This window comes from Rhizobium sp. TH135 (assembly GCF_002855515.1).
In the GTDB taxonomy this organism is placed as follows: Bacteria; Pseudomonadota; Alphaproteobacteria; order Rhizobiales; family Rhizobiaceae; genus Allorhizobium.
Genome location: NZ_PKRP01000007.1, coordinates 210,459 through 224,962 on the forward strand (window position 1 = coordinate 210,459; position 14,504 = coordinate 224,962).

Below are 14,504 nucleotides of genomic sequence, written 5' to 3' on the forward strand. Positions count from 1 at the left end.
GCATTGTGCTAGAGATTAAGAAAAACGATAGATCGCGGGCTATCAAGGAAAATCGTGTTGAAACTAGCGTTTGTCGCCCTGCTTTTATTGAGTCTTTTTCCGGCAGCCCTTTTGATCAGGCGTTACGCGTGGGCAACACGAATATTCTGGTTATGCTTCGGCGCACTGCCCTTCACGCTTTCTTCGGTACCCCTGTTTGATGTCGGCCTAATTTCGTGGGAAGACTGGTACGGCTTCGTGACCGGTATCGAAGTAACAGCCATCGATCTTCTCGCGGTGATGGCCTTCCTCATCCTGCCAGCGCATCGAACGCCGCTCGTCTACTTTCTGCCGTTTCTCTTCTACTTTGCAGTTGCAGCGGCCACCACCATTTACGCACCCGAACCGCTGGCTGCGGGGTTCGCCATCTGGCAATTCGGCCGTATATTCCTTGTCTTGGGCGTCGTCGCCCGAGCCTGCGCCTTCGAGGGCGTTCCCTATCTTATATTCAAGGGCATGGTGATTGGCCTTTTCGCCAACTTCGTTGCAGTGCTGTGGCAACGCTTTGGGTTGGATCTTGCCCAGAACACCGGGCTCTTCGTCCACCAGAACACGCTGGGCATGGCAATCCATTTCGTCTTGCTTCCTCACCTCGTCATGCTTCTGTCGGGAACGAGAAGACTGATCTACCTTGGCCCCACAATTCTGCTCTCGCTGCTCGCCCTCATCTTTACCGCCTCACGCGGCTCTGTCGGGACGGCCGCAATCGGCATGGCAATGACGTTCGCAGTTGTCGCAATGCAGGGGCTCACTCAACGCAAAATCGCAGCGATAGCCGCCACTTTGGTGGCCGTCGCACTGGCGTCACCCGTCGTGATCGCGACGTTTGAGAAGCGCTTCGAAAGAGCACCTCTGAACGAAGAAGCCTATGATGAAAGGGCCGCCTTCAACAATGTCTCAGCCTATATTCTGAAAGACTTCCCGATGGGCATCGGAGTGAACCATTACGTCTACGCGGCGCAGAACTTCGGTTACTCAGATCGAGGCGGCGTGATGCCGTTTGAAGGCAATCGCCGGGCGATCGTGCACAATGCCTATCTTCTGGCGGCTGCCGAAACCGGATACGCCGGCCTTTTTGCATTCACTCTGATGCTGCTGACCCCTTTGGCCATCGCGTTCAGCAATGGTTTTCGGATGAAAGATCGTGCGGACGGCGCGCTATTGATCGGATGCGGAATGGCTTTGGTGACTGTTTATCTGCATTCTTTCCTTGAGTGGATCATTTACGCGAAGGAGATCCAGTATATGATGGCGATTGCCATGGGCATAATATTTGGCGTCTCATCCAGGTACAGACGCAGATTAACAAGTTAAAATTCATTATGAAGACGCCGCAGTCAAAAAATGATTTGACTGCGCTTTAAAAAGAAAATTCTCTATAGAATACGGTCAGATGAAAATCTGAACTTAATCAGAACAATCTTGGGCAAGATTTTTTATCGCGTAACGCAGCGTTTGAGTAGCACCCATGAGATTTCGCATTAACAGAAGAATATATGACGACAGCTCAACGAGAGATCGCTGCCTGAGAGGCGCCTCCGCAACAGTCATGTCGCTGTTGACACTTCTTCTGCTTATCCTGCCGGCTCGCGCCTCAGAGCCTTACACGCTGGACGTGCAGGATCGACTGAGGATCTATGTCGCGGAGTGGCCGGCGCTGAATGTTGAGGTTGCCATTGGCGCGAACGGAAGCGTCGCGCTGCCTCTGATCGGGGAGATCCCTGCGCGCGGCTTGGAGCCAGCAGAGCTAGCCAGTTCAATAGCCACGCGGTTGCAGGAAAAATCCAGACAGCGGCAGCTTCCAGATGTCTCTGTCGATATCGTCGGCTATCGTCCATTCTATATTCTAGGATCTGTTACAACGCCCGGCGAATATGCCTACCGACCCGAAATGCTCGTGGTGAATGCTGTGAGCATCGCCAGCGGCATATATCGTGCCGTGGGAATTTCCGAATGGGATCTCGCAAGAACGTCGATCAGCGGCATGGGCGAGGCCGGGGTTGCGGAACTGCGCCAGGCAACACTTCGCGCCGAGCAGATCCGCTATGAGGCGGAAGTGAACGAACGCTCCTTTCCGCCCACACCCTCAGACGCCTCCCCGGAGCTCGCTCGAGCCTTGGAGGAGCAAAGGGAGCTTTTCCAAGCAAGCCAGGCAAGCTACGGCAAGCAGACCGAGACCCTCGAAGCCATGGTCGTGCTGCATCAGGCCGAGATCGAGTCGATTGTGACGCAACTCGAGACCGTCGCTGCCAAACTCCTGTCCTACGAGGAGGAAGTGGCGAAAGCGACACGGCTGGAAGACGCCGGCCTTGCAACAAACCGCCGCCTGCCGCTTCAGCGTGACGTCTTCGACATACAGCGCGAGAAGCGCCAGTTGGAATTCGAGAAGGTCCGGGCAGAGCGGGCAGTGCAGGAAGCAAGGCTCCGGATTGAAACGCTTGCAAGCACGAGGAAAGCGACTGCGCAGGAAGGCCTGCAGCGGACCAGCGCCATGATGCGTGAGACCGAACAGCAACTGGAGACGCTAGGCCAGTTGGTTGCAGGCGCTACGGCTCAAAGTGGCCAGGTGGCCGCGACCAGTTCCTCCCGTTCCCAACCAGAATTGCGCTACACCATCATCCGGGGGCGCGCTGAAGCCATGCAACACATCGACGCGACCGAGGTCACGCCTGTTTTGCCAGGAGACATCATAAAGGTGGAGCTATCGGGCAGGAACGGGATGTGATGGTCATCCTTGAGGTCCTCAACCAACGAGCTTGTGAGCACGGAAACGGTTACGCGCCCTGTCCGTGCTGCCCGATCCCCACATATCATGACACTGGAATTCGAGGTGAGAATGCCGTCGGTTGATTTGATTGATGCCTCGCAGAACTCGCTGCCGGTTGCTGCGGATAGTCCCTACGACCTGCGATGGATGCTGCGCACTGTTTTTGGCAAGCTCGCTCTCGTGGTCACGATCACCGCCATATTTGCGGGCGCGGCTGTCGCTTACGTGCTTTTGCGGCCAGCGGAATACACGGCCGTTTCGACGCTCAATATCAACAACCTGAGGCTGTCGCTCAGTCGCGACGATGCGTATTTTTCTGAGATACAGTTTGACCCGACCTTCCTGGAGACCCAGATTCAGATCATCGGCTCTGACTCGGTCCTCAATCAGGCGCTGGTCAAACTTGGGCTTGTGGAAGCACCAAAGGCTGCAGCCACTCCCGAAGAAGACGCGATCTGGCGGATGGCGGACGCCAAGGCGCTCGACGAGTTTCGCCGCGCCCTTGCGGTACAGCGCCGAGGAATGAGCAATCTCGTCAGCATCAGCTTTAGTGCCGAAGACCCGCAATACGCGGCTCAAGTCGCCAATACCGTATCAACGACCTATCTTGAAAAGCTCGATCAGGATCGCTCCGATTCAGCAGAGACCGCGAGCAGCTGGCTGAGAGAAAGCCTTCAGGAAGTCGGACCAAAAGCCCAGATCGTCTCGGAAGCGCTGCCTCCTGTCGACAAAAGCAATATTCGTGGGGTACTTCTGATCGCCGCAGCGATCAGCGTCGGCGCAGCAAGCGCTATCACTCTGGTCCTTGCGCTTGCGGCAATCGACAAGCGGATAAAAACTCCCGAAAAAATCACAGGCATCACGGGCAGGCCCTGCCTTGGCCTTGTGCCGACGCTTCGAACACCTGGTGCTCGGGGCGATAGACAAAGTCTCGCTGTCTTGGCCATGATCACCAATGGCGAACGGGCGCAACTCTGGCACACGCTTCGTCATGTCGACGCCACCGCAACGACGACAAATGGGCATGGCGCTCCGTTGATCGTCGGCTTCACGTCGACCGTCGCTGGCGAAGGCACAACGACTATTGCTGCCAATTATGCGGCCATGAAAGTGTTACAGGGTCAGCGCACCTTGCTGGTTGACGGACAGCTCTACAATAGCCAGCTGTCCCGCCTTCTCAACGCGGGAAATGCAAAAGGCCTCTCCGACATCTTGGGGAGTGACGGGGATGGACTCCTCGTTCACGTTGTCCGCGACGAAAAAACCGGCCTCGAACTCCTGCCTCTCGGCAAATATGCACCCCGTGAGCACAAGCCCGGGGAGCGGACGACCCAAGTGAACTGGTCGGATGCGAAGGCAAATACACGCTTGGCTGCGCTTTTCGCAAAATACGACGTTGTCGTTATCGACCTGCCGCCACTGGTGGCAATCGGTGATGTACAATCTGCTGCCCACATGGTTGATCACTTCGTCATGGTGCTTGAATGGGGCCGGGTAACAAGTGATTTGCTGCAAGCAGCCTTGGTGCTCAATCCGCGCTTCCACTCAAAGCTTGCAGGGATCGTGCTCAACCGAGCAGACCGCTCACGTATGAGGCGTGTCTTTTCTCCCTCGGCGACCCTGCTTCAAAAGCAAAGAGCGCTTTCGCGCGCTTGACGAACCAGACAAGCCGCGGCTGAACGACCCTTCCGAACCAAAACTCCCCGGGAATGGCTTGCCGGAAATTGCCCGTGATTTCTCACGCGGCTTTCGGCTGGCGTCACATGATATCGCGTGACACAATTATGCTAGGTTTGCTTGCGACAACTGATTCTCGATTGTCGGGCACGCTTGAGAGAGACCATGACACCACGAATTAAGGCACTGCTGTTCGCCGCGATCTTTTCGGCTGCGTGCTGGTCTGCGGTGGTCGTTGCCGCGGTGGGCCTCTTTCATGGGGCGGATGTAAGTCTCGACAGGAATAATACTGCCAGCGTCACGAAGTGACCTATCGGGCGATTTCTGATTGTCCGCGCCCCTTTGCTTGATGGGGACATCTGCATTTTTACTCGGTTTGCCCCACGCCAGTTGTGAACAGGCGTGCACTTTCGGTCCTTTTCTGGGTGGAAAGCACTAAACGCGAGTCAATGCGTTGCAATGACTCGAAAATGCAGGCGAAGGTTAACAACTGGTTGATAATAAACCAAGACCCCCATATACTCATGGGGCAGCATATTGTTATTCTACTTTGAGCATGTGGTGATTTAATGGCGTACCTTCCGGCATCACATCGGCGACCTGTAAATATGCGGCGCCAACATGCTGGATTCGCCTGGCATCAAGCAAATACACGTGCTCGAATTGCCGCTAATTCAAAGCTGAAACGGTTGTTTGACATCCTCGTTTCGGCCAGCGCCTTGATTTTCTTTCTGCCCGCCCTTCTGGCTGTGGCGATACTTATCAAGCTGGATAGCCCTGGACCGATACTCTTCAAACAAAAGAGATGGGGCAAAGGCGGCAGCGAGATAGTCATCTACAAGTTCCGATCGATGAAGATCGATGAGTGCGACACAACCGGTGTAAAACAGACCGTTCACAAAGATCCACGACTTACATTGATGGGAACCTGGCTGCGGCGAACGAATATCGACGAGCTCCCGCAATTGTGGAACATCCTGATCGGCAACATGTCTCTGGTAGGGCCACGGTGTCACGCCATTGGAATGATGGCTGCAGGAGTGCCCTACGAAGAGCTTGTCCCCAATTATGCAGCACGCCATGCCGTGAAGCCCGGCCTGACCGGCCTTGCGCAAGTTCGCGGCTTACGAGGCCCGACTGACAGACCGTCCAAGGCCAAATCCAGAATAGCATGTGATCTGTACTACATACAGAACTACAGCATCTGGCTCGACTTGTGGATCCTTTTTGCAACGATCAGGAATGAGCTCAGAGGCGGCACAGGTTTTTAGCCAGCCATGATATGGCGACAAGATTGCCATGCTGTGAACACGGGAAAGAATGGAAGTGGATACCCCCATATCTGTCCACGAAGTCGATCATTTCCTCTAGCTGGCTTGAGTCCAGCATCATCTTAGGCATCGATGCGCAATTGCCCTGCAGACGGCAAGAGCGCGCCTTTCACCTGTAGCGACTGACAGACGCAAGGTTAAGGTACGGACATGGAAGAGCCAGTTTATGTCCATTAACACCGCGAGCCGGCTGCACTTGAGCGCTAAACAAGCCAACTTTTTCAAGCCGTTCTTTTTACGCATTAGGCATCAAGTCACTGCCAAGACGGAGAGGCTAGGGATTTCGCTTCGAAGTTTCCGCGCACTCTGGAGACGTCGCGATCTACTGCCAAAAACTATCGTCCTATGGAGGACCGAATTTTTTCCAGAAACCGGTTCAACCGGCCGAGAACCGGGTCGAACAATCGCGACGCTGATATTCAGAATAGATCCTGGGAAAGCCATCTACTAAACAACGGAAATTCCTTGATGCGAAAGAAATACTCAGGAAATTTGAGATCATGTAGAAAGCGTCTTGGGAACCTTTGATTAGTGATGGGGCGAAGCACAGTGTACTACATCTTTTACATCGACTATTCATCCCCTGCGACATCCAACGCCGCGCGTCCATGAAAAAGATAACTCCAACACAGAGTGAAAGATCTCCTTCGAGGCCGCCAACTTCTGTACGAAGCATCGCATCAAACTCGGGGGTTCGAATCTTAAGAGCGATGACACGACCAGAGGCACCCTGCGAATGCTGACGCAAAATCAACCAAAAGTAGTGCTGATCGCACCTAATGCCGGAACCAAAATGGGGGGCGAAGCGATCAAGGCCTATCAGTACTTTCGCTGGTTGTTAGACCAGGGCATTGATGCGGTACTTGTTACCCATGGACGGAACCGGCAGGAGTTGGAACTTCGGTTGCCCGCCGAACGCGTTCTCTGGGTCGAGGAGACGCCGCTTCAGGCGTTTCTGTGGCATAGCCGCATTTTACGTCCTCTGGTGAGCGTGTACTTTCACCGCACGGCTGCACGACTAACAAAAGACCTCGACCGCGCCACAACCCTTTTACATTACATTTGTCCGATTTCGCCGGTTACTCTACGCTTTCCGCCCAAGGGTTATCGTGTGGTAATGGGGCCGTTAAACGGTAACCTTGTTTACCCGCCGGCATTTCGATACCGCGCAGGACGCAAGCAGCGCGTACAAGAATCGCTTTATGGTCTAACGCAGCGATTCTTCGGGGCACTGTTCGGGGATAAACGTCGGGCCGAAACAGTACTAGTTTCGGGGGGCGAACGAACGCGGGCAGCTCTGAGGCTGGCTGGCGTAGCAGAAGCGAGGATGGTTGACGTATTGGATGCAGGCGTGTCCACTGCGCTGATTGGGCTAGACCCCGCCCGGCACGATGGGCGCAACCCACATTTCGTCGCGCTAGGGCGTTTCGACGCGTACAAGGCTTATGACCTGACGATCAAAGCAGTGGCAGCGGCGGACGATGATATTTGTGTCACCATCTTCGGGGATGGCTATATGCGCGCATCTCTCGAAGAGCTAGCAACAAGCCTCGGGGTGGCAGAACGCGTGTCTTTCCCAGGCTGGCTAGCACATGAACAATTATCTGAATTGCGCCGATATCGCGGCTTCGTGTTTCCCACCTTGGCGGAAGCAAACGGGATCGTCATCCAGGAAGCAATGGCGCTGGGTCTACCGGTGCTGACACTTCGTTGGGGCGGGCCCGTATTGCTGGCCGACGATAACAGCGCGCTATTCATTGAACCTGACGGTGAGGACGCTGTGGTCGCAGAGCTTGCGAAGGCGATGAACCTGTTGGCTGCAGATCCAGTTCTGGCCACCCGTATCGGTGCTGCGGCAAATGCGCGAGCACAGGCCGCTTTCACCTGGGACAGCGTTGCCGAAAGCTGGTCGGCGCACTACTCACCCAAGCAGTGATGGGCTCTGAAGTACTTCCCATGTTCGAGTGAATCAGCCCGCACTTCGCACTGTATACCTTGAGTCTGCTCGCGACGATCCGAGACGCATGGTACGGCATGCGGGTTCGCCATCCGCCAATCGGAGATACTGGCGCATCTTCTCGGACATGACCCGCACATTCGGGTTCAAGACCATGGTGTCATGATCGCCCGGCACCTCGATCACCGTCAGATTGGGGCAGTGCGCCGACCAACCATTGTCGTGTGAAGCGATGTTGCGCCCTTCCTGCAATTTCCGACCGCCGGTGATGTGATACAAGACCTTAAGCTTGGGCCGCAGCAACACCACCTCTCCATCATAGGGCGCAACACGATAGCGCTCCAGCGCTCGCAGAAACGCTTGGTGAACCCGTTCATTGTGCAGATCGACTGGCTTAGGCTTTTCTCCCAAAGCTTCCTTTTGCGTTTGCTGGTATTCGGCCCAGCGACGCCGGCTGTCGATCCAGTTGGCGACAAACCGTCCGCGATCGCGCCGTACATCCTGCAGCTTCATCAAGACGCGGTCGAGCAGTGTCAGATGGGTCTTTTCCGGAAGCGGCGTGTCCAGCATGAAGAGCTGCGTGACTGTCTCGCCAGCCTCCCTCAATTGAAGGGCCATCTCATAGGCAATCAAACCACCGCCAGAAAACCCACCAAGACTGTAGGGACCGTGCGGCTGCACGCGTCGAATTTCGGCAAGGCAATCCCGTGCCGCAGCCTCAAAGGTTTCATGGGGCTCCTGGCCCGCATAAAGGCCGCGCGCCTGCAAGCAGTAAACCGGTCGGTCTTGCCCCAGTTGCAAGGCGAGAGCCCGAAGGTTCAACACGTTGCCAAACATCCCTGCGCAAAGAAACACTGGGCGGCGCGAATTGTCCGGCCCATCGCTCATCGCGACCAGATGCGTCGGCGCGTCAAGAATGGCGCCAGCACCGGCATCCAACGATGTCGGCGTATCCGCCGGCACCTTCTGATCGATCAAGTCAGCGCAGGCGGCAATGGTTGCTGCACGAAACAGGACAGAAATCGGCAGATCGACGCCAAAGATCTTGTCGATCATTCGAAACAGCCGCACCGCGATCAGCGAATGTCCGCCAATATCGAAGAAGTTGTCGTGGATCCCGACCCGCTCGACCCCGAGCAGTTCACTCCAGCACGCGGCAAGTCTCCGTTCTGTCTCGCTTCGTGGCGCGACATAGTCGGTGTCCAGATCGGGTCTGTCGAAGAGCTGGACGCCTGCTTTTTGCGTGGCCTGAGTGCGCCGCGCAGCCTTCTGGATCAATTGGGCAAGCGGCATGGAAGAAAGGATGGGCTGCGTCTTGCCAGTCGCGAGCGCACGTTCCAGAAGGTCGAACCCTTCGGAAGGCCGGATGCCCTGGCTAACCTGAAAGGCAAAATCTGCGGCAACCGGATACGCGCCCCCGTTGACGGTAGGCCGTCTCGTTGCATCCGCGATCTGCGCCCCTGCCGCAAATCCGGTATCGGCGGCCAGCCGCTTCACCATGAAACGATCTATCTGCAGCAAGATGCGTCCATCAGGATCGGCGATTGTCACATCAAAGACCGCATATCCTGCTTCCATCTGGCCCGCGTCTTGAAGGCGCACATGGCTGCGGATGACAGCTGGGAGATTACCCGATACGCGTATACGTCCGTATGAAATCGGAGCCCAAAGGACGCCCGAGCGACCATAATCCGGAACAAGATCCATTGCATATCCGGTCGCGATATCGAGCAAGGCCGGATGAAGGTGCCAGCCTTCACTCATGTCCATGCAAAACTGTTCCGGCAATCCGAGCGTGGCAAGGGCCTCCGTCTTGCCCAATGAGAGCTTTCTGAGAACAGCCCAGCGCGGGCCGAACTTCACCCGACCCTCTTGCGCGGATACCAGTGCCCGGCCGTCGGGAGCTTCGGATGTCGAGATCCAACGGCTGTCCGCATGGTCAGGCATGAATGCCTCTGTGGCCGCTGGCGCTGCAGCTTGCGGAACAATCATGGCTTCCGCACAGATGCGGAATGCGTCTTGCTCGCCGTCATCAGGGCCGGCAGTCACGAAAGCGCGCAGACCGTTGTCATGCGCCTCGATCCGGCAACGGACGCGTTTGACCGTGCCATCTGCGATATCGAGCATCCCAAGGAAGACCAGATCTGCGAAGTCAACATTCGGGCCGAAGCCGTATTCTACCGCGGCCTGCAGCATCAGCTCGATATATCCCGTCCCCGGCAGGATGGGTTGGCCGGAAACCAGGCGATGTTCGTTCCAGAGCCAATGGCTTTTGGGGCTGGCATCGAATTCAAGCCACAAAGTGCCGTCTCGGTCTTCGACCCATCGCTTAAACAGGGCACCGTGGGAGACGTCATCGGTCCATCCGCCGTGCGGCCGAGCGGGAGCACTCACTGCACGTGCTCCAATTCCGACCTCGTTCCAAATACCCCAATGCACGGCAACCGTTCGCCGGCCCTCTGCCGCTGCACTTTCGGCATAAGCATTCAGATAGGCGTTGGCCGCCACGTAGTCGACCTGACCCGCAGGCGCAATATCGGTGCTGCTCGAGGAAAAGAGGACCAGAAGGTCAAGCGGCTCGTCCTTCAGGAGCCGGTGCAGCACGTCTGTACCATACACCTTGGGCGCAAGCACCTTCTCGATTTCGTCGCGCGACTTCAGCTGGATGAGATTGTCCTGGACGGCCCCTGCCGTATGCAGAACGCCATGAATTGTGCCGAATCTCTGCTTGCCCTGCGCGATGGCTGTTGCCATCTGTTCTGCGTTACAGACATCGGCCGCGGCATAAAAAACCTCTGCGCCCTGCGCTTCAAATTCCTGCAGCACTTTGATGGCACGGGCAATTCGGTCGTCGCCCCGATGCAGACGGCGGTAAAGCTGCCATTCACTGCGCTCTGGAAGCTTGGTGCGACCGACAAGGATCACGCGCGCCTGGTAGCGCTCAATGAGTTCCCGGGCGATGACGAGAGATAGGTCGCCCAGCCCCCCTGTCAGGAGATAGACGCCACCCGATCGGAATTGCGGCTTGGAACTCGCCTCCGGCAAAGGCAGCGGCATGTGACCTGCTTTGTATCGACGACCCCGCCGATAAGCGACAACCTCGCTCACCGGGGACGCAGACATTTCTTCCCACAGAAACTCGAAATCGGCAGTATCGCCAATATCGACTCGTGAGGACGCCGCCGGGGCATCACGCTTCCACCATCTCCGGTCAAGATCCTGCTTGGCGAGCGGAAGCTCGGTGTCAATGACGCGGACCGTGACCCCATCCAGTTCCTTCGGAATGACCAGGGCCGGCCCGAGGACCGTCGCCTTGCCGGGATAAGGCGGTGGCTCATCGCCGAGCCGCTGCATGCCATTCGTCACGACGGTCATGTGGACATCGGCAACCGCAGCATCCCCCATTGCCTGGGCAAGATGGAACAGGCTGTAGAAGCCATGTTCCTGCATTTTTTCAAAGAAGCTCGACCCGCGCCGATGGGTCTCGTCAGCGGTCACCAGCCAGAGATGCACGACCTGAGACGGGAAGCCTGTTCCTTCCACAAGGCTCGACACCAGGGCATCATAGCCCGCCTTCCCGTCCTCCGGGCACAGCTGATAGGATTGCGGTGAGATTTGTTCAAATCCATCGCCGACCGAAACGGTGGTGACTTCGTGACCCTTCTGGCGCAACCGCGCCACTAGGCCCTCGCCGATCCCGGTTTCATCCAGAAAGACCAGCCAGGACGATGGTTCGAGTTCGGAATCGAGCGGAGCATCTGAAGCGACTTGCCGCCAGCAAGGCCTGTATCCCCAATCCTTCATGTCAGCCTGTCGCAGAAGCGCCGCTGTGTCCTCGTGTACTGCAACGGTCTTGTTCGGTTCTATGAAGTAGCGCTGCCTCTGGAAGGCGTAAGTCGGCAACGTGACCAAACGCCCTTTTGCGCTGGCGTCTGGATCAACCGGCTCGATTGGCAAGCCAAGCGCCCAGGCCCGTCCAACCGCCGAAATAAAATGAATGCGGTCGTCGGTCTCGTGCTCGGGATGCGGGAGGGTGTTGATAACCCGATTGGCTTCTATGCCGGGCTGCGCCTTGGCAAGCGACGACAGCGCACGCCCAGGGCCAACCTCGATATAGACCCTGGCGGGACCATCAGCCAGTTTGGCCATGCCTTTGGCAAACAGGACCGTCGAGCGCAAATGCTGGACCCAGTAGCGGGGATCGCGCGCATCGTTGTCGGACAATGGTTCGCCCGTCAGATTGGACAGGATTGGGATCGTCGGTGCACTCAACCGGATCTCACGCAAAAAGGCCTCGAAGCGCGGAAGCACAGCATCAAGCATGCGAGAATGCGCAGCGATATTGATCTGGATTCGGCTGGTGTCGATACCCCGTTGCGCCAATTCGCTTGCAAAGCGGTCGAGGTCAGCGTCACGACCCGATACAACGCATAGTTCCGGCGCGTTCACCGAAGCAAGGTCGAGCTCAGGTGGAAGCAGCGACTGCAGATGAGTTGCGGAAAGGGGCACGCTGAGCATGCCACCGGGTTCAACACTATCAAAAAGCTCACCACGCAAGCGAACGAGGTTGACCACATCGCGGTAGGACATGACCCCAGCGATACATGCCGCAGCGTTTTCGCCCATGGAATGGCCAATCAATGCGGATGGGCGAAGTCCCCAATGCATCCAAAGGCGCGCGGTTGCAATCTCGGCAATGAGGATCGCGGGCAACTGCAGCGATGGAAGGAGAAATGCCTGCGCGGCCTCTGACTGACTGTCCTCAGCAAACCATGCAGCTCGTATGTCAGTGGCGGCCTTGGACGGAAGATAGGACAGGCCTTCGTCAATCCAGGCCCTGAAACGAGCATCCTCACGATAGAGGCTTTGGACCATTCCGACATGCTGGGCGCCGCCGCCTGGAAACATGAAGACGGCTTCGGCCGTTCCATCAATCACCGTGTGGGAGAAGATCCGCTTTTCATCATTGCCAGGCAGGACCGCAAGCGCATCGTCGCGCCCACGCACAGCCACGACCCGGCGATGTTCGAAGTGCTTCCGGCCGTTCAGCAGCGTATGAGCGGCGTCCAGAGTGGTCAGATCCGGGTTTGCCTCAAGCGCCTGCCCCAGCCGCGCTACCTGCTCCTCCAGGGCCTTCCGGCTCTTCGCACTGAACACCAGAATGCTTCCCGCGTCACTGGCTGCAGCAGCGTTGAAAGAGGTGCGCGGCGCTTCTTCAATGATCACATGGGCATTGGTGCCGCCGACGCCAAGTGAATTCACAGCTGCGCGTCGCGGCCCCATCACCTTCGGCCAGGGTTCAAGCTGACTGTTGACCAGGAACGGACTGCTGGTGAAATCGATAGCAGGGTTGGGCTTTTCAAAGCCCAGGGTCGGCGGGATTTCCCCATGCTGTACAGCAAGTGTCGCCTTGATGAGGCCCACGACGCCGGCTGCGGTATCAAGATGGCCTATGTTCGATTTGACGGAGCCCACATGGCAAAATCCGGTCTTGCTGGTGCTTTGACGGAACGCCTGTGTCAGCGCTTCGATTTCAATCGGATCGCCGAGAGCCGTTCCCGTGCCATGACACTCCACGAACTGGATCGTATCAGCGTCGATTCCACCCAATCCTTGTGCTTCGATGATCGCTTCCGCCTGTCCCGTCACACTCGGCGCCAGATAACCAGCCTTGCTCGCTCCGTCATTATTCACCGCGGATGCCTTGATCACCCCGTGAATGATGTCTCCATCAGCGATTGCGTCCGCCAGCCGGCGCAAGACCACGACACCCGCTCCACTACCGAAAATTGTGCCGGCGGCGCGATGATCGAATGGCCGACAATGCCCGTCTGGCGAAAGGATTTCTCCGTCCTGGAAGACGTATCCCCTGCGATGCGGCAGTTCGATCGTTGAGCCGCCTGCAAGCGCCATGTCGCATTCCCCGCTGAGGAGGCTCTGGCAGGCATAATGCACAGCAACCAGCGACGTGGAACAGGCGGTCTGCACGTTGACGCTCGGTCCCCGCAGATCGAACGAGAAGGACGCCCTTGTCGCAAGAAAGTCCTTGTCATTCCCGGTATGCCGCAGAAGGAACATACCGGTTTCGTCGACCAGTTGCGGGTTGCTGCAGATGTTGAAATAGAAGTAGCTCCCCATGCCGCAGCCTGCGAAGACGCCAATGGGACCTGCCAATGTATTGGGTGTGCGGCCGGCCGCCTCCATGGCTTCCCAGGCACATTCGAGAAACTTGCGATGCTGGGGGTCCATGATCGCCGCTTCCTTCGGGCTCAACCCGAAGAACTCAGCGTCGAACAATTCCATGTCCGCAACATCGGCTGTGCGCCCGACATAGTTGGGATGCTGAAGCCGCACCGCCGATTCACCGGCTGCGAGAGCCTCCTCGTCCGGAACCGTCCGGATAGATTCCACGCCGGCCTTCAGGTTCTGCCAGAATTGATCCGTTGTCGCCGCACCTGGCACGCGAAGCGCCATACCAACAATTGCAACGTCACTCGGCGACACATCAGTCATTTCTTGCATTTTTCAAGCGCTTCTCGAAAATCAGAAAAATCATAAACCTGCTTAGAACCGGACTAAAAGAATGAAATCCAAGTTGTCTAATCAAAGCAGGGGAACGTTAACAGGCGTCTACTTAAGCATGGAGACAAGTGTGAATTGACCTTGCCCGAAACGCAACATAGGTTGAACAAGATTTTCGGCATGGACTAAATTGGGTAGTATTTTTATTTCA

At 56.8% G+C, this 14,504-nt stretch carries 6 protein-coding genes; 5 read left to right on the forward strand and 1 reads right to left on the reverse strand.

All coding sequences use genetic code 11. The annotated features are described in order from the left end of the window. Positions 1-57: 57 nt before the first annotated feature. From C0V73_RS20695 to C0V73_RS20715, 5 genes are all read left to right on the forward strand, one after another. Complete coding sequence (locus C0V73_RS20695) at positions 58-1,353, forward strand: O-antigen ligase family protein (protein WP_102021912.1); 1,296 nt, start codon at positions 58-60, stop codon at positions 1,351-1,353. Between the two features lie 235 nt (positions 1,354-1,588). After that, a complete protein-coding gene (locus C0V73_RS20700) occupies positions 1,589-2,764 on the forward strand; it encodes a polysaccharide biosynthesis/export family protein (RefSeq protein ID WP_280951017.1) in 1,176 nt (391 codons plus the stop codon). Positions 2,765-2,851: 87 nt separating this feature from the next. Next, on the forward strand, positions 2,852-4,462 hold the full coding sequence (locus tag C0V73_RS20705; RefSeq protein WP_102021914.1) for a tyrosine-protein kinase domain-containing protein: 1,611 nt from the start codon (positions 2,852-2,854) through the stop codon (positions 4,460-4,462). 629 nt (positions 4,463-5,091) lie between these two features. Continuing rightward, positions 5,092-5,754 carry a sugar transferase gene (locus C0V73_RS20710; RefSeq protein ID WP_245408060.1) on the forward strand — a complete coding sequence of 221 codons (663 nt, stop codon included), beginning with the start codon at positions 5,092-5,094 and terminating at the stop codon, positions 5,752-5,754. Positions 5,755-6,550: 796 nt separating this feature from the next. After that, positions 6,551-7,750, forward strand: a complete 1,200-nt coding sequence (locus tag C0V73_RS20715) for a glycosyltransferase family 4 protein (protein WP_102021916.1) — start codon at positions 6,551-6,553, stop codon at positions 7,748-7,750. Between the two features lie 33 nt (positions 7,751-7,783). Here the strand turns inward: C0V73_RS20715 and C0V73_RS20720 are convergent, their stop codons facing one another. Beyond that, positions 7,784-14,293 carry a type I polyketide synthase gene (locus C0V73_RS20720; protein WP_245408050.1) on the reverse strand — a complete coding sequence of 2,170 codons (6,510 nt, stop codon included), beginning with the start codon at positions 14,291-14,293 and terminating at the stop codon, positions 7,784-7,786. Positions 14,294-14,504 lie beyond the last annotated feature (211 nt).

Coding starts and splice junctions, on each gene's coding strand:
- C0V73_RS20700 (WP_280951017.1), top strand. CDS start 1,589: ATGTCGCTGTTGACACTTCTTCTGCTTATCCTGCCGGCTCGCGCCTCA.
- C0V73_RS20705 (WP_102021914.1), top strand. CDS start 2,852: ATGACACTGGAATTCGAGGTGAGAATGCCGTCGGTTGATTTGATTGAT.
- C0V73_RS20710 (WP_245408060.1), top strand. CDS start 5,092: ATGCGGCGCCAACATGCTGGATTCGCCTGGCATCAAGCAAATACACGT.
- C0V73_RS20715 (WP_102021916.1), top strand. CDS start 6,551: ATGCTGACGCAAAATCAACCAAAAGTAGTGCTGATCGCACCTAATGCC.
- C0V73_RS20720 (WP_245408050.1), bottom strand. CDS start 14,293: ATGCAAGAAATGACTGATGTGTCGCCGAGTGACGTTGCAATTGTTGGT.